Annotated in this window: 24 protein-coding genes and 1 tRNA gene; 3 read left to right on the top strand and 22 right to left on the bottom strand. The window is 48.9% G+C overall.

Annotation, left to right across the window (positions count from 1 at the left end):
• Positions 1-29: 29 nt before the first annotated feature.
• The 3 genes from rnr to ACRRNK_RS01250 form a co-directional block, all read right to left on the bottom strand.
• The gene (gene rnr / locus ACRRNK_RS01260) at positions 30-2,621 is read right to left on the bottom strand and encodes a ribonuclease R (protein WP_433945029.1); all 2,592 of its coding nucleotides are present in this window, start codon (positions 2,619-2,621) and stop codon (positions 30-32) included.
• A 248-nt stretch (positions 2,622-2,869) separates the two neighbouring features.
• The gene (gene secG / locus ACRRNK_RS01255; protein ID WP_433945028.1) at positions 2,870-3,103 is read right to left on the bottom strand and encodes a preprotein translocase subunit SecG; all 234 of its coding nucleotides are present in this window, start codon (positions 3,101-3,103) and stop codon (positions 2,870-2,872) included.
• 340 nt (positions 3,104-3,443) lie between these two features.
• Positions 3,444-3,893 carry an OsmC family protein gene (locus ACRRNK_RS01250; RefSeq protein WP_433945027.1) on the bottom strand — a complete coding sequence of 150 codons (450 nt, stop codon included), beginning with the start codon at positions 3,891-3,893 and terminating at the stop codon, positions 3,444-3,446.
• Positions 3,894-4,066: 173 nt separating this feature from the next.
• Here ACRRNK_RS01250 and ACRRNK_RS01245 point away from each other — a divergent pair, with 173 nt between their 5' ends.
• Positions 4,067-4,345, top strand: a complete 279-nt coding sequence (locus tag ACRRNK_RS01245) for a TfoX/Sxy family protein (protein ID WP_433946760.1) — start codon at positions 4,067-4,069, stop codon at positions 4,343-4,345.
• A 92-nt stretch (positions 4,346-4,437) separates the two neighbouring features.
• On the opposite strand, the gene eno is transcribed toward ACRRNK_RS01245, so the two are convergent.
• The 6 genes from eno to ACRRNK_RS01215 all read right to left on the bottom strand — a co-directional run bounded on the left by eno (position 4,438) and on the right by ACRRNK_RS01215 (position 11,699).
• Complete coding sequence (gene eno / locus ACRRNK_RS01240) at positions 4,438-5,727, bottom strand: phosphopyruvate hydratase (protein ID WP_433945026.1); 1,290 nt, start codon at positions 5,725-5,727, stop codon at positions 4,438-4,440.
• 28 nt (positions 5,728-5,755) lie between these two features.
• A complete protein-coding gene (gpmI, locus tag ACRRNK_RS01235) occupies positions 5,756-7,306 on the bottom strand; it encodes a 2,3-bisphosphoglycerate-independent phosphoglycerate mutase (RefSeq protein WP_433945025.1) in 1,551 nt (516 codons plus the stop codon).
• A gap of 1 nt (position 7,307) precedes the next feature.
• The gene (gene tpiA, locus ACRRNK_RS01230; RefSeq protein ID WP_433945024.1) at positions 7,308-8,060 is read right to left on the bottom strand and encodes a triose-phosphate isomerase; all 753 of its coding nucleotides are present in this window, start codon (positions 8,058-8,060) and stop codon (positions 7,308-7,310) included.
• A gap of 122 nt (positions 8,061-8,182) precedes the next feature.
• Entirely contained in the window at positions 8,183-9,364 is a 1,182-nt protein-coding gene (locus ACRRNK_RS01225; RefSeq protein ID WP_433945023.1) for a phosphoglycerate kinase, read from the bottom strand.
• Between the two features lie 188 nt (positions 9,365-9,552).
• Positions 9,553-10,563, bottom strand: coding sequence for a type I glyceraldehyde-3-phosphate dehydrogenase (gap, locus tag ACRRNK_RS01220; protein ID WP_433945022.1), 1,011 nt, complete (start codon positions 10,561-10,563; stop codon positions 9,553-9,555).
• A gap of 83 nt (positions 10,564-10,646) precedes the next feature.
• Entirely contained in the window at positions 10,647-11,699 is a 1,053-nt protein-coding gene (locus ACRRNK_RS01215) for a sugar-binding transcriptional regulator (RefSeq protein ID WP_433945021.1), read from the bottom strand.
• Between the two features lie 308 nt (positions 11,700-12,007).
• Here ACRRNK_RS01215 and ACRRNK_RS01210 point away from each other — a divergent pair.
• Positions 12,008-12,082, top strand: a tRNA-Arg gene (locus tag ACRRNK_RS01210).
• A 336-nt stretch (positions 12,083-12,418) separates the two neighbouring features.
• Entirely contained in the window at positions 12,419-13,015 is a 597-nt protein-coding gene (clpP, locus tag ACRRNK_RS01205; protein ID WP_433945020.1) for an ATP-dependent Clp endopeptidase proteolytic subunit ClpP, read from the top strand.
• Positions 13,016-13,137: 122 nt separating this feature from the next.
• Here the strand turns inward: clpP and ACRRNK_RS01200 are convergent, their stop codons facing one another.
• The 13 genes from ACRRNK_RS01200 to ACRRNK_RS01140 form a co-directional block, all read right to left on the bottom strand.
• Positions 13,138-14,226 carry a PdaC/SigV domain-containing protein gene (locus ACRRNK_RS01200; protein WP_433945019.1) on the bottom strand — a complete coding sequence of 363 codons (1,089 nt, stop codon included), beginning with the start codon at positions 14,224-14,226 and terminating at the stop codon, positions 13,138-13,140.
• Between the two features lie 29 nt (positions 14,227-14,255).
• Positions 14,256-14,501: a hypothetical protein gene (locus ACRRNK_RS01195; protein WP_433945018.1), complete on the bottom strand. Its 246-nt coding sequence runs from the start codon at positions 14,499-14,501 to the stop codon at positions 14,256-14,258.
• Positions 14,498-15,133, bottom strand: coding sequence for a GDSL-type esterase/lipase family protein (locus ACRRNK_RS01190; RefSeq protein WP_433945017.1), 636 nt, complete (start codon positions 15,131-15,133; stop codon positions 14,498-14,500). Before ACRRNK_RS01190 ends, ACRRNK_RS01195 begins: the two co-directional genes overlap by 4 nt.
• Before the next feature lie 636 nt (positions 15,134-15,769).
• On the bottom strand, positions 15,770-16,777 hold the full coding sequence (locus ACRRNK_RS01185; RefSeq protein ID WP_433946759.1) for a polyamine ABC transporter substrate-binding protein: 1,008 nt from the start codon (positions 16,775-16,777) through the stop codon (positions 15,770-15,772).
• A gap of 78 nt (positions 16,778-16,855) precedes the next feature.
• Complete coding sequence (locus tag ACRRNK_RS01180; RefSeq protein ID WP_433945016.1) at positions 16,856-17,662, bottom strand: ABC transporter permease; 807 nt, start codon at positions 17,660-17,662, stop codon at positions 16,856-16,858.
• Positions 17,659-18,510: an ABC transporter permease gene (locus ACRRNK_RS01175; protein ID WP_433945015.1), complete on the bottom strand. Its 852-nt coding sequence runs from the start codon at positions 18,508-18,510 to the stop codon at positions 17,659-17,661. Before ACRRNK_RS01175 ends, ACRRNK_RS01180 begins: the two co-directional genes overlap by 4 nt.
• A complete protein-coding gene (locus ACRRNK_RS01170) occupies positions 18,507-19,481 on the bottom strand; it encodes an ABC transporter ATP-binding protein (protein WP_433945014.1) in 975 nt (324 codons plus the stop codon). Before ACRRNK_RS01170 ends, ACRRNK_RS01175 begins: the two co-directional genes overlap by 4 nt.
• A 245-nt stretch (positions 19,482-19,726) precedes the next feature.
• Positions 19,727-20,485, bottom strand: a complete 759-nt coding sequence (locus ACRRNK_RS01165) for an SIMPL domain-containing protein (protein WP_433945013.1) — start codon at positions 20,483-20,485, stop codon at positions 19,727-19,729.
• 234 nt (positions 20,486-20,719) lie between these two features.
• Entirely contained in the window at positions 20,720-20,989 is a 270-nt protein-coding gene (locus ACRRNK_RS01160; protein WP_068612994.1) for an HPr family phosphocarrier protein, read from the bottom strand.
• Between the two features lie 160 nt (positions 20,990-21,149).
• Entirely contained in the window at positions 21,150-22,079 is a 930-nt protein-coding gene (gene whiA, locus ACRRNK_RS01155) for a DNA-binding protein WhiA (protein WP_433945012.1), read from the bottom strand.
• Between the two features lie 5 nt (positions 22,080-22,084).
• Positions 22,085-23,029 (bottom strand): gluconeogenesis factor YvcK family protein, encoded by a 945-nt coding sequence (locus ACRRNK_RS01150; protein WP_433946758.1) that lies wholly within the window; start codon positions 23,027-23,029, stop codon positions 22,085-22,087.
• Between the two features lie 58 nt (positions 23,030-23,087).
• A complete protein-coding gene (gene rapZ / locus ACRRNK_RS01145; RefSeq protein WP_433945011.1) occupies positions 23,088-23,981 on the bottom strand; it encodes an RNase adapter RapZ in 894 nt (297 codons plus the stop codon).
• Between the two features lie 54 nt (positions 23,982-24,035).
• Positions 24,036-24,983, bottom strand: coding sequence for an ROK family glucokinase (locus ACRRNK_RS01140; RefSeq protein ID WP_433945010.1), 948 nt, complete (start codon positions 24,981-24,983; stop codon positions 24,036-24,038).
• Positions 24,984-25,137 lie beyond the last annotated feature (154 nt).

Here is a 25,137-nt window from a genome sequence, read left to right as displayed (position 1 = left end):
CCTGACGGTCAAGACCTAACTAAATCTTATTACTTCTTCTTTCTTACAAAAGCGGCCGTCGCATTGTTCGCATCGCCTTTGCTCTTGCCGTTCTTCTTGCCGCCACCTTTGCGCTTCTTGCGCTTAGGTGCGCCGCCCTCGCCCCCGGCCTCACTGCCGCCGGGGGTGAAGATCCCGCTCGCGGTCGTATGCTTCCGCCGCGAGCCGCCTTGGCCCGTCGCTCCCGCAGACGAGCCGCCGCTGTAGCCGCCCTTGCCGGAGCCGAAGCTGAAGCTCCGGGCCGGGGCGGCGTTCGCGTCCGTCCGTGCGCCGGACGCGCCCTGCTTGCCCGGCTTCCCGCCTTGCGCGGAAGCCGCATCCCCGCCGCGGCTCTTATCCTTGCCGCGGCCCTTACCCCCGCGGCCACCGAAGCCGCCGCCGCGGTCTTCCCTGCCACCGCGGCCGCCGCCAAAGCCCTCGCCGCGCGGTCCACCTTCGCGGCGCGGCTTCATGTCGACCATCTCGAAGTCGATGGTATGGTCGTCCATGTTGACCCGCACCACGCGGATCTTCACCTCATCCCCGATGCGGTAGATCTTCGAGGTGCGCTCCCCGATCAGCGCCATATGCTGCTCGTGGAAGTTATAATAATCATCCGTCATCGCACTCAGACGGATCAGACCTTCTACCGTGTTCTCCAGCTCAATGAACATACCAAAGCTGGTCACACTGCTGATAATACCAGGGAACTCTTCGCCTACCTTGTCTTGCATAAATTCTGCTTTCTTCAGCGCCTCGGTATCCCGCTCGGCCTCAACCGCGACCCGCTCACGCTCGGAGGACTGCTGGGCAATGTCCTGCATCCGGCTGGCCAGATACTCTTGGCGGGCCGGTGTAAGGGCTCCGCCGCCCTCAGCCACTTCCCGAATAATCCGGTGAATGACAAGGTCAGGGTATCGGCGGATGGGTGAGGTGAAGTGGGAGTAGAACTCGGCAGCGAGCCCAAAGTGTCCGGTGCTCTCCGAGTCATACTTCGCCTGCTTCATGGAACGGAGCATCATCGTACTGATGACCGTCTGTTCCTTCGTTCCCTTAATATCCTCCAGCAGGGTCTGCAGGGCACGCGGATGAACCGTGTTGCCTTTGCCCTTAACCGAGTATCCGAAATTCGCAATGAACGCCATGAAGTTATGCAGCTTCTCCTGATCCGGGTCCTCATGAATCCGGTAGAGGAACGGAACCTTCAGCCAGTGGAAATGCTCAGCCACCGTCTCATTCGCGGCAAGCATGAATTCCTCGATAATCTGCTCCGCAATCGAGCGTTCCCGCTTGACGATGTCCACCGCTTTCCCGTTCTCATCCACGATAACTTTGGACTCCTCGAAGTCAAAATCCACAGCTCCGCGCCGGATCCGGTTCGCGCGAAGTCTCAGCGCCAGCTCCTGCATGTCCTTGAAGGTCTGCACCAGATCGCTGTATCGTTCCGTAACCTCAGGGTCTTCATTTTGCAGAATTTTGCGTACATTGGTGTAGGTCATCCGCTCTTTCGTACGAATCACACTGGTGAAGATATCGTGCTTGACGACCTTCATCTGTTCGTTGAATTCCATCTCGCACGAGAGCGTGAACCGGTCCACCTTCGGGTTCAAGCTGCATATTCCGTTAGACAGCCGATGCGGAAGCATCGGAATTACACGGTCCACCAAATAGACGCTGCAGCCCCGATTATAGGCCTCCTGATCCAGCTTGGAGTTCTCTCTCACATAATAGCCTACATCCGCGATATGAACCCCCAGACGAAAATGTCCGTTAGGGAGCTTCTCCACGTTCACCGCATCATCCAGATCCTTCGCATCTTCCCCGTCAATCGTCACGATAATCTTATCGCGCAGATCACGCCGGTTCTGCCCCCGAATCTCATCCTCTTCGATGACATCTGGAGCATCCAGCGCCTCTGCCAGCACTTCCTCAGGGAAAGTCTCCGGCAGCTGATGCTTGCGGATAATCGACAGAATATCCACACCAGGGTCGTCCTTATGACCCAGTATTTCAATAATTTCGCCTTCTGCCGCGGAGCGTCCTTCTGGATAACGAACGATGCGAACTACGACCTTCTCGCCGTCCGCCGCCCCATTGAACGCACCTTTAGGAATGAAAATATCTTTATTAATCCGCTTATCATCCGCAATAACAAAACCGTATACTTCATTGTTCTGAAATACACCGACGACTTGGGTCACGGCACGCTGAACAATGCGGACAACCTCACCCTCGAGCTTGCCGCCTCCGCTGCTCTTGGAGGTGACTCGGCCAAGAACGATATCTCCATTCATCGCGCTCTTCAGATCGTTGGCATGTATATATACATCGGGATGCTCCCGGTTCTCGGGAATCAGAAAGGCGAACCCTTTGGCATGCACCTGAAGTCGGCCGCGCAGCAGACTCATCCGCTCCGGTACACCATAGCGGTTGGTCTCGGTCAGGAGTATCTTCCCTTCTCCCTCCAAATGATTCAGAAGCTTGAGGAACTCCTTGAAATCTGCAGCACTCTCAATGCCGAAATGCTTCTCCAGTTCCTGATAGGTCATGGGTTTATAGGCGGTCTCCCGCATAAAATTTAATAAATCTGATTCCGTTATCATCGTTTCACCTCGGGATGGCTTGTACACAAGCTGTCGTAATCTTCCTAAATTACCCTTCTTGTATATACCCTAGTATACACGAAATCAACCGACTGCATCCGTTTCCCACAAAAACGCTCATTCCTCCTCGCGTCAAGAGGACGAATATACTCTTAGATTACCCTGAACCCGCCGATATACACAAAAAAGCCCCCGTTTCCGTTAAAGAAAACGAGAGCCTTATCATTGCTAATACATTCAAGCTAATCCTACTTAAGGATAACGGCAACGACGACCGATAAAATAAAGAATCCGGCAGCCATAACCACAGTCAGACGTTCAAGAACGAGTTCCATACCGCGTGCCTTTGCTTTACCGAAAAGGTGCTCAGCGCCCCCGGAGATGGCACCGGAAAGACCCGCGCTCTTTCCCTTTTGCAAAAGAACAACTGTAATCAAACCGATGGAAAAAATAATGAGCAGCACTTTCAATAAGATATCCATTCAATCCACCTCCTAAGCGTGATCACCATCTATGAGAATTGATTAATATGTACACATAAACAGCATTTATAGTGTACCATAGCTTAATCTGGAAGACAACTACGGATCAATAACTAACCTTATCTTTAGTTATACAAGACGCAGTTAAAAATTTAACTTAAGGTTACGGCGTAACGGAGGGGAAGCTTGGAACTGTAGGAGCGATAGCGATCGCCTTTGTCTCCGGATTTCATCCACCTTGCGGTATAAATCAAGAAATCTGGAGACAACAGCGGCCGAAAGTCCAAGCATTCCCCGTAGTTACGACTGTGCACACAAATGTGAACATTTTAACTGCGGCTTATATAGCTGCCACGTGGATTTCCGGTACTGTCGATAGCTTCACATTACCCGCTACCGCACGGGAGATCATACAGGAGCCTTCAGCCATCTCAGCCAGCCTGCGTGCCTTCTCTACTTCTCTTTCTCCGCTTCCAGCCTTGAGAATTACCCGGGGTCTGTGAACAATACTCTCATAAGTGAAAATATTGTTCGTGACATCCACAATCCCTTCCGAGGTCTGAGTTAGGCTTTCAGTCTCAATTCCTGATCTTTCCAGCATGGCAGCGAGTGTAATCAGATAACAGGTGGCTGCCGCCCCCAGCAGCATCTCATCCGGGTTGGTGCCCACGCCTGGTCCACCCATTCCCTCCGGGATGGAGATCACCGTCTTCAAATTCCCTGCTTCAATAACTCCCTCACTATTCCGTCCACCGTTCCATATCCCGTTCAGTTGAAACGTATGCTTCATATGATCTCCTCCTCTATAGGTGTCTGCTCTCGTGAATTGACCTGGTTCGCTGTGAATCATGTCACCTCAAGCCCTTTGGTATTCCACTATAATGATATGGAAATTGTTAGTGTATTTCAGGAGGTGATTTAATGAGTAATTTCAAAGCTATTCCCTTAACAGAATCTAGAGCCATGTCCAAATTATCTGATCTGCCCAATATCGGTCATGTCCTTGAAGCCAAGCTGATTGCCAGCGGGATCAAGAGCCCTCTTCAGCTTATGGAACTAGGCAGCCGGGAAGCTTACGCCCGTATCCGCAAGCAGGACAGCTCAGCTTGTCTTCATACGCTCTATGCTCTTGAGGGGGCAGTTCAAGGAGTACGCTCGCACCTGCTGCCTAAGAGCACGCAGCGCGAGCTTATTCAGGAATTCAAGATACTCAACCAATTAACAGCATGCTCCATTACATAAATTATACAAGGTTATACAGACAAAAGACCTCAGTCGGCCGGAATCGGCCCTGAGGTCTTTTGATGTTCGGAAGTAAGAGGTGATCTTACTTCTTATTTATTTTTCAAGTTGTAGAAAGATTTCAAGCCGTTGTATTGAGCAAGTTCGCCCAATTGGTCTTCAATGCGAAGCAATTGGTTGTATTTCGCAATACGGTCAGTACGGGAAGGCGCACCTGTTTTGATTTGGCCGGCATTGGTAGCTACGGCGATATCTGCGATTGTGCTGTCTTCGGACTCACCGGAACGGTGGGAGATTACAGCTGTGTAGCCGTTACGTTTTGCAAGCTCGATCGCATCGAAAGTTTCTGTCAAAGTACCGATTTGGTTCACTTTGATCAGGATGGAGTTACCGATGTTCTCTTCGATCCCTTTAGCCAGACGCTCAGTGTTCGTTACGAACAAGTCGTCACCAACCAATTGGATTTTGTCGCCGAGTTTCTGGGTAAGAAGCTTCCAACCTTCCCAGTCGTCTTCAGAGCAGCCATCTTCGATGGTGATGATTGGGTATTTATCTACCCAAGAAGCAAGAAGATCTACGAACTCAGCGGAAGTGTAAGATTTGCCTTCGCCTTCAAGCTCATATTTACCGTTCTTGAAGAACTCAGTGGAAGCTACGTCCATACCAAGGAATACGTCTACACCTGGTTTGTAACCCGCTTTTTCGATCGCTTCGATGATTGTAGCAAGTGCTTCTTCGTTAGAAGAGAAGTTAGGAGCAAATCCGCCTTCGTCGCCTACAGCTGTGCTCAGGCCTTTGCTGCCAAGAACAGATTTCAGGCTGTGGAAGATTTCAGCACCTGTACGAAGAGCTTCTTTGAAAGTAGGCGCGCCTACTGGAAGAACCATGAACTCTTGTACGTCAACGTTGTTGTCCGCATGGGCACCACCGTTAACGATGTTCATCATAGGAACTGGAAGCTGTTTCGCGTTGAATCCGCCAAGGTATACATACAGCGGCAGATCAAGAGCATCAGCAGCAGCGCGAGCAACAGCCATGGATACGGCCAGGATTGCATTCGCACCGAGCTTGCCTTTGTTCTCAGTACCATCAAGGCTGATCATCAATTTGTCGATACCCAGTTGGTCCAAAGCGTCCATACCGATGACTTCTGGAGCGATGATCTCGTTCACGTTCTCAACAGCTTTCAGAACGCCTTTACCCAGGTAACGGGATTTGTCGCCATCGCGAAGCTCTACAGCTTCGTGAGCACCTGTGGAAGCACCGGAAGGTACGATCGCACGGCCAATAGCGCCGGATTCAAGATATACTTCAACTTCTACCGTCGGGTTACCGCGGGAGTCAAGGACTTCGCGTGCATATACGTCAGAAATAATTGTCATGTTAAAGTCTCCTTTGTTTTATGAATTATTATTTGTTCTTACGGCTGGCAATCATGGATTGTCCGGTCATCTCCGCAGGCTGCGGAAGTCCCATCAGATCCAGAATTGTCGGAGCTACATCGGCAAGAATGCCGCTTTCACGCAGAATCACATCTTCCGAGGTTACGATGAACGGAACCGGGTTAGTTGTGTGCGCGGTGAATGGACGCCCATTCTCATCATATACCATATCCGCATTACCGTGGTCAGCAATAATAATCGTGACCCCGCCTTTGGCGAGTACAGCGTCAACGACTTTGCCTACACACTCATCTGTAACTTCAACCGCTTTGATTGTCGGCTCAAGCATACCCGAGTGACCCACCATATCCGGGTTGGCAAAGTTCAAAATAATCGCATCATGCTTATCCGATTCGATCTCCTTCACGGCAGCTTCCGCCACTTCATAAGCGCTCATTTCCGGCTTCAGGTCATAGGTAGCAACCTTAGGGGAATTGATCAATACGCGAGTCTCGCCCTCAAGCTGAACATCGCGTCCGCCGCTGAAGAAGAAGGTTACGTGCGGATACTTCTCGGTCTCGGCAATACGAAGCTGAGTCTTACCTTGCTGCACCAGCACCTCGCCTAACGTGTTATCCAGATTCTTCGGTTCATAGGCTACGTATCCGCCAACCGTCTCACTGAATAGGGTCAGACATACAAAGTGCAGGCCGATCGGGAAGTTAGGTCCACGGTCGAAGCCCTGGAAGTCCAGGTTCGTGAACACTTGAGACAGCTGAATCGCACGGTCAGGACGGAAGTTCAGGAAGACTACGGAGTCTCCGGATTCAACCAGCCCAACAGGCTTACCAGCTCCATCCACAATGACAGTAGGCTCAACAAACTCGTCAAATACGGACTTCTCATAGGATTCAGTTACTGCTTGAATCGGGTCTGTATACTTAGGGCCATCGCCATACACGATAGCACGGTAAGATTTCTCCACCCGTTCCCAGCGCTTATCGCGGTCCATCGCATAATAGCGGCCTTGGACCGTTGCGATTTTACCTATGCCTATTTCTTCAATCTTGGCGATTAACCGCTGCAGGAATCCTTTGGCGCTGTCTGGAGCCACATCGCGGCCATCCAGGAACGCATGGATATACACTTCATGCAGATCTTCCTTCTTCGCAAGATCAAGCATAGCTAGCATATGGTTAATGTGGCTATGTACGCCGCCATCGGACAACAAGCCGTACAAATGCAGCTTCTTGCCGTTGGTCTTCGCGTATTGTACAGCTTCAACCAAGGTCTTGTTCGTAAAGAAATCACCTTCACGGATCGACTTGTCGATACGGGTCAGATCCTGGTATACGATCCGGCCTGCACCGATATTGAGGTGACCTACTTCAGAGTTCCCCATTTGTCCTTCAGGAAGACCCACAGCCTCACCGCAAGCGGTCAGCGTGGTGTTAGGGTACATCTTAAGGTATCTGTCATAATTCGGTTTGTTCGCCTGTGCAACCGCGTTGCCTTCATCTGTGCCGCGAAGACCGAATCCGTCCATGATGATCAGTGCTACAGGTCTGGGTGCTGACATCTTACTTTGCCCCCTCGACAAGTGCGATATAAGAAGCAGGCTGCAAGCTTGCACCGCCCACGAGCGCTCCGTCGATATCACTTTGTCCAAGATATTCCTTAACGTTCTCAGGCTTCACGCTGCCGCCGTATTGAATACGCACTTTGGAAGCCACAGACTCATCATACAGATCCGCAACAATAGAGCGAATGTAAGAAGTCACTTCATTCGCGTCTTGAGATGTAGAGGATTTACCTGTTCCGATGGCCCAGATTGGCTCGTATGCAATCACTACTTGCGCTGCTTGCTCTGCGCTAAGATCTTTAAGAGCTGCTTCGGTCTGAACCTTCACAACGTCTTTAGTCTGTCCCGCTTCACGTTCTTCAAGCTTCTCGCCTACGCAAGGGATCGGGGTAATGCCGTGTTTGAATGCGGCATGGACTTTCTTGTTCACGATCTCATCGGTCTCACCGAAGTAAGCACGGCGCTCGGAATGGCCGATAATTACATAATCCACGCCAAGCTCTTTCAGCATTCCCCCACTGATTTCTCCTGTGAAGGCTCCTTCATCTTCGAAATGAAGGTTCTGAGCGCCAATCTTGATTGAAGTGCCCTTCGCTGCTTCCACCAATGCCGGAAGGTTGGTGAAAGGTGCGCAGATCACGCTTTCCACACCTTCTACTTCCGCTTTACCTTTGATATCTTCGAAGAAAGTTTTTGCTTCGGAAACGGTTTTGAACATTTTCCAGTTCCCTGCAATAATCGGTGTTCTCAAAAGGCTCACTCCTTTGTTGTACGGATTGAACTAAAGACTATGTGATCCATACCTTTGCTGAGCAATTGTTAGGCCTGATTCTTACATTCAGTTCTTTAGTTCATTCCATGTGGTATTACGTATTACTTATCGTTCAATGCTTCGACGCCTGGAAGCTTTTTACCTTCCATGAACTCAAGGGAAGCGCCGCCGCCTGTAGAGATATGATCCATTTTGTCAGCCAGGTGGAATTTCTCAGCAGCTGCTGCAGAGTCGCCACCACCGATAATGGTGTAGCCTTCTGTAGCTGCACAAGCTTCAGCCACTTGACGTGTACCATGGGAGAATGGCTCGATTTCGAACACGCCCATAGGTCCGTTCCATACTACCAGCTTGGACTTCTTGATCACGTCAGCATAAAGCTCGCGAGTCTTCGGTCCGATGTCAATACCTTCCCAATCTGCAGGAATCTCGTCAATGTTGACAATTTTGGTATTAGCATCTGCACTGAAGTCATCAGAGACAACAATATCCACTGGAAGCATGAAGTTCTTGCCAAGCTTCTTTGCTTTCTCGATGAAACCAAGAGCTACCTCAAGTTTATCTTTATCCAGAAGCGATTGTCCAATTTCATAACCTTGCGCCTTGAAGAAGGTGTAGGTCAACCCGCCACCGATCAATACATTGTCCGCAATGTTAAGAAGGTTATCGATAACATCGATCTTGTCCTTAACTTTGGATCCGCCGATGATAGCCGTGAAAGGACGCTCTGGGTTAGAAAGTGCTTTGCCCAATACAGCCAATTCTTTCTCCATCAAAAGACCGGATACGGCCGGGATTAGATGAGCGATACCTTCAGTAGAAGCATGCGCACGGTGAGCCGCGCCAAATGCGTCGTTCACGAACAGGTCTGCCAGCTCAGCGAACTGTTTGGCAAGTTCAGGATCGTTCTTTTCTTCACCAGGGTAAAAACGAACGTTCTCCAGTACAAGCACGTCGCCATTGTTCAAAGCATCCACTTTGGCTTTAACGGCTTCACCTACAGCTTCATCAGCTTTGGCTACAGGCTTCCCAAGCAGTTCGGACAAACGCTCTGCTGCAGGAGTAAGGCGAAGGGAATCAACGAATTCACCCTTTGGACGTCCAAGGTGGCTCGCCAGAATTACTTTAGCTCCGTTCTCGATCAAATACTTGATCGTTGGAAGAGTCTCCCGGATACGGGTATCATCAGTGATTTTGCCGTTTTCGAGCGGCACGTTGAAATCCACACGCACAAACACGCGTTTTCCAGTTACTTCTATGTCACGTACACTTTTCTTGGTCATCTCCACGTTCCTCCTAAATGATCGTTGCTGTATATCTACCCGTTCAAAGGGTTATGTGTCTCTTAAGCAAAGGTCTTCTCTATATATCTAAAGCCAGTATTAAGTATGGAATAAATTAGCATGAACCAAAGAGGAGTCCTTAGGTTCAGGTTGCTCCTCTTTGGAATTACATTTGAATTGTGTGGATATTATTGAGATTTCTTAGCAAAGAACTCCAAAGTACGAACCAATTGTGCAGTGTAGGACATTTCGTTGTCATACCAAGCTACAGTTTTAACCAATTGCTTGTCGCCAACTGTCAATACTTTAGTTTGAGTAGCATCGAAGAGGGAACCGAAAGTGATACCTTGGATATCGGAAGATACGATCTCATCTTCAGTGTATCCGTAAGTTTCTGGATCGGAAGCTGCTTTCATAGCTGCGTTAACTTCGTCTACAGTTACTTTTTTGTCAAGAACAGTTACAAGCTCAGTCAGGGAACCAGTTGCAACTGGAACACGTTGTGCCGCACCATCCAATTTACCGTTAAGCTCTGGAATTACCAAGCCGATTGCTTTAGCAGCACCAGTTGTGTTAGGAATGATGTTCTCAGCAGCTGCACGAGCGCGTCTGAAGTCACCTTTCGCATGTGGAGCATCCAAAGTGTTTTGGTCGCCAGTGTAAGCATGGATCGTAGTCATCAAGCCTTCAACGATACCGAACTTGTCGTTCAAAGTCTTAGCCATAGGAGCCAAGCAGTTCGTTGTGCAAGATGCACCGGAGATTACAGTTTCGGAACCATCAAGAGTTTCGTGGTTAACGTTGTATACGATAGTCTTCATGTCGCCTGTAGCTGGAGCGGAGATAACTACTTTCTTAGCGCCGCCTTTAAGGTGAAGTTCTGCTTTCTCTTTAGAAGTGAAGAAACCAGTACATTCAAGAACGATATCAACGCCAAGCTCGCCCCATGGCAATTCTTCAGGGTTACGGTTAGCAAGAACTTTGACTTCTTTGCCGTTAACTTTGAAGAAACCGTCATGAACTTCAACATCGCCATCGAATCTGCCTTGAGTTGTATCATATTTCAACAAATGAGCCAACATTTTAGCATCTGTAAGGTCGTTGATAGCAACTACTTCAATACCTTCCACGTTTTGAATACGACGGAAAGCAAGACGTCCGATACGACCAAATCCATTAATACCAACTTTTACACTCATTGAATAGTTCCTCCCAAAATTCGTTTTTTTATTTATTCAAGACGGTGAGTAACCGCCGTGAGTAACACATGTTAGTTCTTGAATTAGCTTAATTCGGCCTTCTCCTGCTCCAGTAAAGCAACAATCTCATTCGCCGCTGCCTCGTCTGTCACCAGAATATCCTCATGCCCGAACCGCAGCACAGCATGGATGGCCTTGGCTTTGCTCTTGCCGCCCGCGACTCCAATTACCACTTCAGTTGAGATGATGTCCTCAAGTCGCAGTCCGAGCGTCAGCATTTTGTGAACAACCCTGCCATCTTGATCAAAATAGTAGCCAAATGATTCCGCCAGGGCACCTTCACTTCGAAGCTCTTGGAGCATCTCAGGGTCCAGCTTGCGCCGACGTGCCATTTCCATAGCATCTCCGATGCCATGAATGACAATCCTTGCTTTACGAATCAAGGTTACAATTTCTTGAGTATTCGGGTCATTTACAAGTGAGTGATAAGCCTCTTCACCAAGCAGATCAGGTACATGCAGCAGCCGATAACCCGCACCCACGCGCTTAGCCATTCCGGAAGCGATCGTGTTGGCCTGGATCTCCAGGCTTTCGCCGAGTCCTCCCCGTGCTGGCACGAACCAGCTGTCCTTAAGCTGGGCATTCATCGGCATTGTTAGCTTCTCCGCAATTGAAGCGAGTGTTGTTCCGCCTGTGACAGCAACTACATCTCTCTCTTCCATTACGCTGAGGAGCGCTTTAGCCCCGGCACGCCCAAGCTCCTGCTTGGTATCCGAAGATACGTCCCAATCCCCCGGCACAACAATCACTTTGCGGAGTCCATAACCCTTGCGGATCTTCTCCTCCAAAGCGGCCAGACCAAGCAGCTCTTTGACAAGCGGCTCCAAACGCTCAAGCAGGTGAGCACCTGCTTCACTGATTGTCATCCCCATATTCTCGATTTCAATCAGCCCTTGTGCTTTCAAAAGGTCTGTCTCGGCGCGCAGCACACGTTCTGTCATATCCAGAGATGCGGCTAATGTTCTGCGGCCAATCACTCCAGCAAGCTTGATCTGATGAAGAATGGTGTATCTTTTCTTGAGAATATCCATGAGATCAGGCAGAAGCTGCTTTTGGATTTCCAATATGTTTCGCATGCTTTCACTCCTGCTTGGCATTCATCTATCTCATCTTCATCAAACGTTGTTGGCCTTAAAACGTCCCGGGTTAACTTTTTAAGTCCCACTAACATTCTACCTAATTCTACCGCATGTTGCAAGTCTGACGAACGTATAATTTACTGTGCTTGTCCTCTTTATACAAAAATCTGTCTATTCTTTATCGATAGCCCTCAATAATTATCATTTCACCCGGTATGGCCTATTATAGTAAGTATTTGTTATCCTAAGTTAAGCTTGCAATTTAACATGGGATAACATATAATCATTTTTGCTACTCTGATTTTGCGCCCGTGGTCCAATGGATATGACGTAGGCCTCCGAAGCCTGAGATCGAGGTTCAATTCCTCGCGGGCGCGCCATTCTTACAAGCACCTATTATTAGCTTTAACCAAAGCCGCTTTAAAGTGGGCCTTTTTTTTATAATTAGTTTGACTTTCTTTGACTTTATGTTTGAAATTGTTTATGATGTGGTTATTATGGATAGAACTAACAGAAGTATTCTGTTTTCTAGTTAGGACGATCTCATTAGTTCATTCATAATAGAAACGTTTCCCGGACACCTTTCTTACATAGGTCAAGACGACTTGTCTTCCCCTGATTTGACCAAGAGATTGAGATGGCGGTCCATGATGCAAGGGACGGAAATCATGTTTCTGATTATTGTGTCACAACAAACATTTAAGGAGGGTTTTCTAATGAGTTATATCCCTATGGTTGTCGAACAAAGCAATCGCGGTGAGCGTGCTTATGACATCTACTCGAGACTTCTTAAAGACCGTATTATTTTCCTCGGTACGCAGGTAAATGATGTGGTTGCCAACTCCATTATTGCGCAGATGCTGTTCCTTGATGCCGAAGACCCGGGTAAAGATATTCATTTATACATCAACAGCCCAGGCGGATCGATTACTGCCGGTATGGCCATTTATGATACCATGCAATTCATCAAATCCGATGTATCTACCATCTGTGTAGGTATGGCCGCTTCGATGGGTGCGTTCCTGCTGAATGCGGGAGAGAAAGGCAAGCGCTTTGCACTGCCTAACAGTGAAATTATGATCCACCAACCGCTCGGTGGAGCTGAAGGCCAAGCAACGGATATCGAGATCCGTGCCCGCCGTATTCTGAAGATGCGTGATTCCTTGAACAAAATTCTGGCTGAACGCACAGGACAGCCACTCGAGCGTATCGAGAAGGATACGGACCGCGACTACTTTATGAGCGCTTCTGAAGCCAAGGATTACGGTATTGTCGATAAGGTTATCGAGAAGACCGGTCCACAAGGCGTATAAGATTTGAATCATGGCGTCACAGGATTCTACTCCTGTGGCGCCATTTTTGCGTTCTTCAACAAAGTATGGACAAGCGAAAGAAGCCCCACTGGTTATAATAGCGGGACTTCTCATCAACTTGATTATTTAAATGGATTCGCGCCCTTAGGCAGCAGTTGATCAAATCCGTAATCATATTCAATCGTGCCGGCGGCATAAGCGGTATATTCATAAGGCTGGAAGTAGATCGTCAAGGTATTCGGCTTTACATAGAAATTCCGGTCCGAGGTTAGACCTTTGAACCCGCCGAGATAACCCGGATGCGCCTTCAGCTTCTTGGCCAGATCGGCATTAAGCTGTTTCTTATAGCCGGGGTTGCTTTTGAGCAGATCACTGAATCCAAGCTCCTTGCCGTTCTTCAGCGAGAAGGTGTGGCCTTCTGTTAAAGTAAAGCCATGTGCTCCGCCCGTGTAAGAACTTTGAGCCAGAACCAGGCTTAGAACGCCCTTCTCGTTAAAAGTAACCACATAGGTGCTGTCATACTCATACTCACGGTCCTGGGCGGAACGCTCCTTCAGATCCTTTTCCGCTTGGGCAACGAAACGGTCCATCGATGATTGAAGCGCGGCGTTGATCGACTTCTGTGCAGCTTCGTCAGCCAGGCCGCTGACCTGAGGGTAGATTAGCTTGGTTGAGGCACCCTTAAGGGTCTTGTCCAGGCTAACATTCTTGATGGTGATCGAATTCTCTGTACGCGGATCTATGGACAGCCGCTTGGCTTTGGCGTCCCAGGCCGACTGGTATCCAAGATAATCATTAAGTAATTTATAAGGGACATAAATATGGCCCTTTATTAATTTACCGCGATATCCTTCACTCAAATAGTACCCGTTAACACTCGGATCAACCCCGTACTCGGAGACCGCCAGATTCAATTTCCGGTAACCGTCTCCAAGGCTGTAGATGTGCGAAGCCGAATCATAAGAAAGCCCAAGTCCGACTACGTCACGGAGGAATGTTACCGGAACATACACCCGTCCGCCGCTGAGGATTCCCTGCTGTGCCGATAATGCTCCCTTCCATTTCACACCTACCTGTACCTGCGCCGCCTCTGCCTTCTTGGCTACCGGGCCGGTTCCAGCAGCATATCCAGTTCCAGCCGGAAGCGCAGCTCCTCCAAACAACAGGGCTCCAGCCAAGAGGCCGGCACTCCATTTCATACTACGATTCATATAAATGCTCCTTTCCAAACTAAGAAAATTCAGGCAAACCATACTTTTCTAATTATAGATACACCCGTAGAGCAAAGGGTAACAACGCCTATTACACTTTCTTTTCTTTCCGTCATACCCTGTAACATTTCCTTAAACTCTATGTAATTTTTCAAGCAGGTTCCTGGACGCAGAGGAGCAAGGCATCTTCCACCGTATATAGGTATTGGATGCCTTACGACTTGTTCATTTACATTTACATTTACATTTACATCTTCGTCTTCGTCTCCACTCACAGGACGCCATATCCCAATCCGTTCAACTGCTCCGCCATAATCCTGTAACCCCTGCTATTCGGATGGACTTGATCGATGGAGAGCAGTTCACGACCACGAACGGCAAAAACCGGAAAGATATCCGCGAATCCATACACCCGGTTCGAATATTGAGCCGCATATCGGTTAAATGAACTTACCCAAGAGTTGCCCTCACTTATCTGGGGAAAAGGGTTATAGAGACCGACTACCCTTAGAATATAAGGACTTCGGCTGCTTTCCTTAATGTCATAAATCGTACGCACAATACTTCCAAAATTGCTCTTACATTCAGCCAATGAATGGTTCAGAATCTGCGATTCCTGAGCTGGATTCCTCAAAATCTCTTTGGCCGCGTGGATTAAGTCATTCCCCCCAACCGACACCGTAATGATATCCGCTTCCCTAAGCGACTGCCGGTATATCGAGTTGTATCGAACACGCTGTTCAAGTCCTTCGGAATCGAGTCCATTTACACCCAGATTCTTCAGTTGAATTGGTGCCCTTAGCCGATCTTCCGCCATTCTCCGATAGACAGGAACAAAGCCGTGTCCCGGAAAAGCCCCAAATCCCGTCGTCAAGGAATCCCCTATCGCCGTGTATATATAGCTCATCCGAATCCCCTCCCATAGATATGCTTTATCTTATGTATCAAGGCTATGGCGGGCAACGGAGAGATGTCCTCTAGTAACATTTGCGGAGATTACAAAAAGGGGCTGTCACATAAGTCATTAAAGCCACGATAGGGTAACACCTCATTTTAATCTAGGCAACCTGTGCACTGCGCATTCGAATGTTCTTCCGCCCGCTGTTGTTCGTGGATTCCTTGAATAGAACCTGCCAAGGTGGGAATCCCCGAACAAAGGCGGCCGCTGACGCTTCTCCAGAATCATTCGACCTGCTCCGTTACGGTTTAACCTTCAAAATAAAAATCAAAAGAAGCCCCGCCTTGTTAAAAGGATAGCAGTACCAACCTCCTTAAAAATAAAGCGAAGCTCTTTATGTGCCAGAAAGTAAGAATGGACTAACTATCCTTGCCAGTATAACTTGCAGAACGACATCCCTCGGAAGTCACCCGCCCGTATCATCAATGAATCGTTAATCGCTCAAGCAACTCAAAGCCAAATAGGACGAGAAGCCAAGAGATAAGCCTCTGAAGAATGCTGCAGTGGGCCAAAGACGAGAAATGGCGCCACGGATATAATATCCATGACGCCATTTATGCTGTTTAGAGAAATCTTGCTTATCTTCTATTCACGGCCGCTCTTAAGCTCTGTCCAATAACGATCATACACCTGAAGGGTGTCTCCCACATCCTTCAGCCATTCCGTCCGCTTCATTTCATCCTCGGACAGGTTGATCATTTTGTCATTCCGGTATTCCTGGCTGTGGAATTCCATAGCCTTCGCGTTCGGGTCACTATAGCCAATGGACTCGTAGTTCTTCGCACTGACTTTCGGGTCCATCATATAGTTGATGAACTTCTCCGCCAGCTCCTGATTCTTGGAGTCTTTGGGAATCGCATAGTTATCGGCGAAGATGGTGCCGCCTTCCTTAGGAACCACATAAGCAATATCCGGATTCTCCTTCGCTACAAAGGAAGCGTCGCCGGACCACATGGTTCCGATCCAGCCTTCTTCCTGGATCATCTTCTGCTTGATGGTGTCGGTATCGAAGGCAAGCACGCTTGGCAGCAGCTTCTTCAGGTCATCTACCGCGGTCTTAATCTGAGTCTCGTCAGTGGAGCTATTGGACCATCCGTTCTTCTTAAGTGACATTCCGATCACTTCACGGTTGTCATCCAGCAGAAGAACCTTGCCTTTATATTTCGGGTTCCACAGATCCGCCCAGCTGGTAATAGACTCCTTCACATACTTCTTGTTGTAAGCAATACCGGTCACCCCGGACATATAAGCGATTGAATACTTGTTACCCGGATCAAAGGGAGGGTTCTTCAGCGTCTCGGTAAGATTCGCGAAGTTCGGGATATTCGCCATATTCAGCGGTGCAAGAAGGTTCTCCTTAATCATGGTCGCAACCATGTAGTCCGACGGCTGAATCAGGTCATATCCGCCCCCGCCCGCTTTAATCTTAGCCAGCAGATCCTCGTTATTGGCAAAGTTATCATAGTTAATCTTCACATTATATTTGTCTTCGAAGTCTTTGAGCACCTGCGGGTCGAAGTTATCGGCCCAGCTGTAGATGTTCAGTGTCTCTTTCTTGGATCCGCATCCAGACAGCGATAAAGCGACAAGCATCGCGGTCAGGAGCAGCGTTACCAGCTTCAACTTTTTATTCAATTCATAATTCTCCTCTCTGTTCACTTCACCATTCATTTAGAATGGCAGCATCTTCTGCTTCTTCTGTCCTTTGCCTCTGTTCAGCATATACTGGGCCAAGAAGATCAGTGTTACACTTACCAAAATTAATATCGTACATAACGCGTTAATTTCCGGGGAAATACCTCTCTTCACCTGTCCATAAATATAAATAGGTAGCGTTGTCGAGCTTGGGCCTGATACGAAGAAGCTGACCATGAAATCATCCAGCGACATCGTAAAAGCAATCAATGCGCCGGAGATAATGCCGGGAGTGATCTGCGGCAAGGTCACGTGCCGGAAAGTCTGCCAGGAGCTTGCTCCAAGATCCTGCGCCGCCTCTTCCAGCTGCTTGCCCATTCCCGCGAGCCGCGAGGATACCACAACATATACATAGGACATACTGAAAGTAATATGGGCAATGATAATCGTTGTCTTGCCTGTATCGACGCCAAGCAGCCTGAACAGCACAAGCAGGGACAGACCCATAATGATATCCGGAATCACGATCGGCAAATACAACAGCCCGCTCATGCCAAGCTTTAGCCTCCGGGTTACTCTACGGACAGCAATGGCTGCCATTGTCCCAAGCAGCGTAGCCGCAATGGTAGATATGACGGCCACAATCAAGCTGTTCTGCAGAGCATCCATGACATGGTCGTTATCGAATAGCGATACGTACCAATCCAGTGTGAACCCTCGCCACTCTGCGGACAAGCGCGAATCATTGAAGGAGAAAAGAATGATAAACAGGATAGGCACATAGATAAAGATGATCATCAGCAAGGAGTGCAGTCCGAGCCACGGGCTCCGCTTGGTTCTCATACCCGTCCCTCCTTCACTGTCTCATATCTGGAGGTCATAGCCTTATTAAAGAGAGCAATTAAAATTAATGACGTTATAACAAAAATAACGGATAACGCAGCACCAAACGGCCAGTTACGGGCCCCCAGGAACTGGGTCTGAATAATGTTACTGATCATGGATGACTTGGCACCGCCCAGAATATCTGTCACAACAAACATCCCTGTTGTGGAGACATAGACAAGCACCGCACCTGTAGTGATGCCTGATTTGGTCTGGGGCAGAGTAATATGCCAGAAGGACCGCCAAGGTGATGCACCCAGGTCACTCGCCGCCTCCAGCAATCTCCGGTCCATTTGTTCAATAGCCACATAAATAGGCAGTACCATGAAAGGAATAAAGGTATATACCATACCCAGCAGAACGGCTCCTTTGGTATACAGCATCTGCATAGGCTCCGAAATCCACCCGAGATTCATGAATAAACTGTTAACGACACCCTGCGTCCGAAGCAAGAGTACCCAGGCATAAGTACGAATCAAGAAATTAATCCAAAAAGGGATTGTAATAAGCGCAAGTCCCCAAGTCTGCCTTCTCGGCCCCGATCTGGCAATATAATAAGCCAGCGGATAACTGAGCAGGAGGCAAATCGCAGTGGTGGCCACAGATAACACAATCGTGTCCCAATAGATTCCCAGGTACAGTGAATCGAAAAATATTTTGTAAGCGTCTAGGGAGAAGGTATAGATTAGATTTCCATCCGTATCCCGCTGCATAAAGGAAATGCCGACTACAATGAGCATAGGAATAACCAGAAAGAGACCTAACCATAATACTACAGGAATTAAAGCGAACCCTGATTTCTTCATGCTCCGATGTTCACCTCGTCTTGAGGACCCCAATCCACCCCAAGTCTTTCACCGATCTCCCAAGGACGCTCATCCGTGAAGTCCAGCGCAATGGTTACTGTCATCGGATCATTATCCAATTGAACCACGATCTTATGAATGCTGCCCAGATACAGTACATCCTGAACAACCCCTGTCCGCTTCGCTGCATTAGCATCCCGGGTTGCCCTTAACTTCTCCGGACGAACGGCGAACAGCCGCCCATCTTGAGAGAATATATTGTTCTCTCCCACGAAGGTTGCGGCAAACAAGGTAGCAGGAGTGGCGTAAATCTCCCTTGGAGTTCCGATCTGTTCTACTTGCCCGTTATTCATAATAACGATCCGGTCGGAGAGCATCATGGCTTCTTCCTGATCGTGTGTGACGTATACGAAGGTAATACCAAGACTGCGCTGAAGCTGCTTCAGCTCGGATTGAAGATTTTTGCGCAGCTGAAGATCAAGAGCCCCCAGCGGCTCATCAAGCAGCAACACCTTGGGCTTGTTCGCGATCGCCCGCGCTATGGCAACCCGCTGCTGCTGCCCCCCTGATAGCTGGTGGGGATAACGCTTAACCAGCGGGGTAAGCTGAGTCATCGCCACAGCTTCTTCAATCCGCTGCTTGATCTCGGCCTGCGGCAGCTTTTTCATTTTCAGACCAAAGGCAATGTTGTCCTCTACAGTCATATGAGGGAACAACGCATAGTGCTGGAATACGAGATTGAGGTCACGGCGGTTCGGCGGAAGTGCGGTCAAATCTGCACCGTCCAGAACAATTCGTCCCTCAGTAGGATGTTCAAAGCCTGCAATCATGCGCAGAATTGTTGTCTTCCCACAGCCGCTTGGCCCGAGCAAGGTCAGGAATTCACCTTCCTTAATCGTCAGGTTCAGCGGATGCACTACAACCTGTCCGGCGAAATTCTTCTGAACTTCTACTAGCTCAATCATGTGCATCAACTCCTAGATCATCATCAGTATTTATGTATATTCATCCGTCAGGGCATCTACAATCTGAAAAAAAAGCCATATCCCAAGGGACGGCTCTTATAACTCAATCAATTTTTGCATATTCAATATACCTTGTTTTACCCCCTAGTACAACAACTTTGTGGGGCTAAAGGCCGGAATAGTCATGATCTGTGTCAAAAAAAAGCGCTGTTCTCCAAAGTCAGGAGAAAAGCGCTTGTCTTGCTATATTTCTACTTAAGCTCGTATTGTACGCTTAGCGATGTAGTCACTTTAATCTCTCCAGGTTCTACCGAGCTTCCAGCCGCTGAATCACTCGCTGATTTTTCCATAGTCAGGTAGTTCTGCTCATATACAGGTGCGGTGTTCACGCCTCCTTGGCTGACACTAAGAACAATGCCGAGTCCACGCTTCACACCTTTGGCGATAATTCCAGCCTTAAGCTCCGCATTCGCAAGCGCTTTGTTGATCACCTGCTCCTGATACTGATCCGGATTCTCTACGGTGAACCGTACATTGTCAATGCGATTAGCCCCGTTCTTGGAAGCATCATCGAGCAATTGACCAACCTTATCAAGCTGGCGGTATTTAATCTGAAGGGCATGGGATGCGTTATAGCCCTTGAGCTTCTGCCCTTCTTTGTCATTGTAAGTATAATTAGGCTGAACATAGAAGCTGGCAGTCTGGATGTCTGCCGCATCAATCTTCCAGGTGTTCTTCAGCAGGTTAGTCAACTTTGTAATTTGGGCCGCTGTAGCCTTCTGGGCCTCCTGAGCTGTCGCCGCCTGGGCTTCCACGCCAATCGTTAGATAAGCAATATCCGGCTTGATCGAGATCTCTCCATTTCCAACCACATTAATCACATTGCGCTGCACGGCGTCGTCCGCATAGGCATGTGGCGCTTCGGTTAACAGCCCTCCTGCCGCAGTCCCTCCAGCAAGCAATGTCCCTGCGATAAGTACCGAACCTAACGATTTGACCCAAATTTTCATGTTTAACCCGCCTCCAATAATTTTTATAGTTTCCCGTATGGAATGAACTAAAGAAGTAAGGTCTCTAGTTCATCGCATACAAATTGGTAAATTTAACTACTAAACGAAGCCAAGGCTTCCAAGGTTGCAGAAGCGGTGGGACAATTTGAAATATATTTTCTCCTATACAAAAAAGAGAAGGCACTCCGCCTTAACCAGGCAGACACCCTCTCTTCATGCTTGTCCTACAACAAATTATTGGTTCTCAAGCTCTTCCTTGCTAACCAGACTGACTAAAGCGTTTGCAGCCTGCTCGGCGTCCGCACCCTCGGCGCTGATGTAAATTTCCGTTCCAGTGCTGATGGCAAGGCTCATGATTCCCATGATGCTCTTCGCGTTAACCTTCTTGTCATCCTTCTCCACGAACAATTCAGACGAGTATTTATTCGCTTCTTGTACAAAAAGCGCTGCAGGTCTGGCGTGAAGACCCGTTTTCAAACGGACGGTTACCGGATGTTTGACCATGAATCCTAACCCCCTATACATAATCAACATGCAAAATTCTGCACATTTTTGATTTGGATTGAACTAGATTTCGAACCTCAGCTCTCAGGTTCATTCCATTTTGGAAATATATTTTAATCAGTATACCATAGGCGCTAGGTCTCACACTAGGTGTACCGCTTCAGACTCCCCGAATTTTTTCGGCAAGCTCGTCTATTTTGCGCAGACGATGGTTCACACCCGACTTGCTGACCGTGCCTTTAAGCATCTCGCCGACTTCCTTCAGGTTCATATCCGGATGAGCAAGCCGGATCTCGGCCACTTCTCTCAGCTTATCCGGCAGCGACTCCAGGCCAATTTCCTTCTGAAGCAGCTTGATATTATCGATCTGGCGGATGGCCGCGCCTATGGTTTTATTGAGATTCGCCGTTTCACAATTGACGATCCGATTAACGGAATTCCGCATGTCGCGCATGATGCGCACATCCTCGAACTTGAACAAGGCCTGGTGAGCGCCGATAATGCTCAGGAGTTCGATAATCTTCTCGCCTTCTTTGATATAGAAAATGAAGCCCTTCTTGCGCTCAATACAGCGTGCGTTCAAGTGAAACTGGTTGGCCAGATCCACCAAGGCCTGACAGTGTTCCTCATACATGGAGGCAATCTCCAAGTGGTAGGAGGAACCTTCGGGGTTGTTCACCGAACCTCCAGCCATAAAGGCTCCTCTCAAATAAGCCCGCTTACAACAGTTTTTCCGGGTCAGCTCCGGATTAATCCCCGGCGTGAAAATGAACCCTTCCGATACGATCTTAAGCTTATTCAGAATCTCCTGTACATGTGTGGGAATCCGCACGATATATACGTTATTCTTCTTCAGACGCATCTTCTTGCGTACGAGCAGCTCCGTATGGACGTCGAAATACTTTTTGATCAAAGAATAAATCCGTCTTGCTATCGCGGCGTTTTCGGTGGAAATATCCAAAATGACTTTTTTGTTCGACACCGAGACGGAACCGTTCATCCGGATTAACGCGGATAATTCGGCCTGCTCGCAGCAAGGCTCGGCTTCGATCATGGTCAGTTCTTTTTTGGTTTGTGCCGCAAAGGACAAGGGACTCACCTCTTTCTTATACTCCAGTTTTGCACCAGCTGGTAAATATGATGACTGAGCTTATCAGCATCATGGCGCAAATATCTGCGGAACAGCACCAAGGTGTCCGCGATCATTTTGTAGCCTCGGCCCGTTACGACATCCCAGTCGACCTTAACGGGTTTGGACCCTTTCTCAGCGTAGAAATCCTGCACTTGTGCCGGAATCTCGCCATCGTTCACAATGACATAATCGAATAAATGATGCCCTACATGCTCATATACAGCCTTAAGGTGATCACTGACGGCATAACCGTCCGTCTCCCCGGGCTGGGTCATTACGTTGCAGACAAAGATCTTGATGGCCTCATGATTAGCCAGAATAGCTTCGGCTAACTTGGGCACAAGCAGGTTCGGAATGATACTGGTGTACAGGCTGCCGGGCCCGATTAGAATCGCATCGGCTTCAAGAATGGCTTCCACCGCTTCAGGAAGCGGCTCAACCTCCTCCGGCTCAAGGAAGATCCGCTTGATCTTCCCGCCAGCCTCAGGAATCTTCGATTCCCCGGTGATGATAGCGCCATCCTCCATCTCAGCATGCAGGATGACCGCATGCTGAGCCGCAGGCAGTACCCTGCCCCTGACCGCAAATACACGACTGAGTTCACGCACGGCGGTTACGAAATCGCCTGAAATATCGGTCATCGCCGCAAGAATTAGATTCCCGAGGCTGTGTCCGGCAAGTCCCGAGCCTGCGGTAAAACGATAATTGAGCATATCGTATAACAGCGGCTCTACGTCAGCAAGCGCAGTCAGCACGTTCCGGATGTCTCCCGGAGGCGGCATCTGAAGCTCACTTCTCAGTATACCTGAGCTGCCTCCGTCGTCGGCTACGGTCACAATCGCTGTTATATCTAGAGGCTTCTCTTTCAGGCCGCGCAGCATGACCGACAGGCCGGTCCCCCCGCCCATTACGACGATTCGCGGCACTCTTTCACTTGTAGACCGATCTTTCACTTCTATTCACCTCTTAATGCCGATCTCGATCGGAATCCCGGTGGCTGACGCGGACCGTCTCCGTTTCACTCGTACCGAGCATACGGCCCAAATATTCGGAAATGGCTACTGAGCGGTGTTTGCCGCCCGTACAGCCGATACCGATAATCACCTGGCTCTTCCCTTCCTTATGATACTGTGGAAGCAGGAAATGAAGCATATCCAGCAGCTTGGTCAGAAATACTTGCGTCTCAGGCCACTTCATTACATATTCATATACGTCGCTATCCTGCCCGGTGTGTGGGCGGAGCTGTTCAATATAATGCGGATTCGGAAGAAAGCGCACATCGAATACCAAATCGGCATCGATTGGAATTCCGTATTTAAATCCAAATGAAGTAATATTTACAGATAAGTTACTGCTCTCAAGGTGGGAGAACCCGGCAATAATCTTGTCTTTCAGCACAGAAGGTCTCATGTTGCTCGTATCAATCACCTGAGTGGCTGATGTCTTCAGCTCTTCCAGCATCTTGCGCTCCAGCCTGATGCCATCCAGCGGCATGCCTTCGGGAGCAAGTGGGTGCCTTCGGCGGCTTTCCTTGTAACGCTGTACCAGTACGGAATCGGTGGCGTCAAGGAACAGGATTTCACACTTAATTGTAAAATGATCTTTGATATAATTGAGAGACTCAGATAATGCCGTGAAGAACTCCCGTCCCCGTAAATCAATGACGAGCGCGACCTTGGCGATTTTCCCGTTAGACTGTTCAATAAGCTCGGCAAATTTGGGAATAAGCACCGGAGGTAAGTTATCTACACAGAAAAAACCGAGGTCCTCCAGGCTCCGTACAGCGAGCGACTTCCCCGCACCCGACATGCCTGTAATAATGATCAAATTCGCAACTGATGTTTGTTCCTTGTCCGTCATCTGATTTCCCTCCCTCACAATCTTCTCTATATATTAAGTCTTTAACCCATCGACTTAGTGCAAGAACAGACCTGCAGCCCCGATCATTCCCGCATCATTGCCGAGAATAGCCGGTACGATATCAACACCCTCTTGAAGAGGCTCCGGTGTTAACTTGGCGTATACGCTGCGTACTTCATTGAACAGAATATCGCCTGCCTTGGACACGCCTCCACCAATAATAAAGCGCTGCGGATTAAGCACCGCGCTCACTTGAGCAAGGGATTTGCCCAGGTAAAAAGCTGCGCGGTTGACGATACGAATGGCCGCCTCATCCCCGGCTTTGGCTGCATCGAAGACGTCCTTAGCCATAATATTCTCCACTTGGGACAAGGATGTACGATCCCCGCGCTCTACAGCATCCTTCGCCATACGAATGACACCGGTAGCTGAGGATACGGTCTCCAGGCAGCCGATCTTGCCGCAGCCGCACTGAATCGCTTCCAAATCAGGAACTACAGACATATGGCCCAGCTCGCCGGCCATGCCTGAGAAGCCTTGATATATAGCCCCATTAATAATAATACCGCCGCCAACGCCCGTACCGAGGGTGTAGCAGACACAGTTCCCTACTCCTTTGCCAGCGCCGGCCCAGGCTTCCCCGAGCGCAGCCACGTTAGCATCGTTATCTATGCGGACAGGCTTGCCAAGCCGCTGCTCCAGAATGCTGCGGATATGAACATCCTTCAAACCTATATTTGGTGCAAGAATAATGATCCCGTCACGGACATTCGTAAAGCCGGCAACCCCTGCGCCAACACCCGCCAGCTGATCCCATTCATACGGCGACTGTTCGAGAATAAGACGTACATACCGTTCGATATTATTAACTACGGCATCCGCTCCCTTCTCAACTTCTGTCGGCCCTTCATACGTATGAAGAAGCTGGCCTTCCTCATTACAGATGCCGACTTTAATTGCTGTTCCGCCCAGATCGACACCAATGTAGATTTGTTCAGACATTTTACAAGCCACCTTTTTCTCTTTAAAATAGTTTGCTCCTACGTACCAACTATAAGCGAACCCTCCCCATCGGTCAAGAGAAGGTAGGGTTTCTCAAACCCCTTGTCAGCAAGGCTTTTACGGTAAATGATGGCTGTGCGGGGACCCCCTTTTA

Origin of the sequence: Paenibacillus sp. SN-8-1 (assembly GCF_050995535.1) — a bacterium.
Lineage (GTDB): Bacteria > Bacillota > Bacilli > Paenibacillales > Paenibacillaceae > Fontibacillus.
The sequence above is the reverse complement of the archived record's forward strand: the minus strand, read 5'-3'. Positions and strand labels throughout refer to the sequence as shown.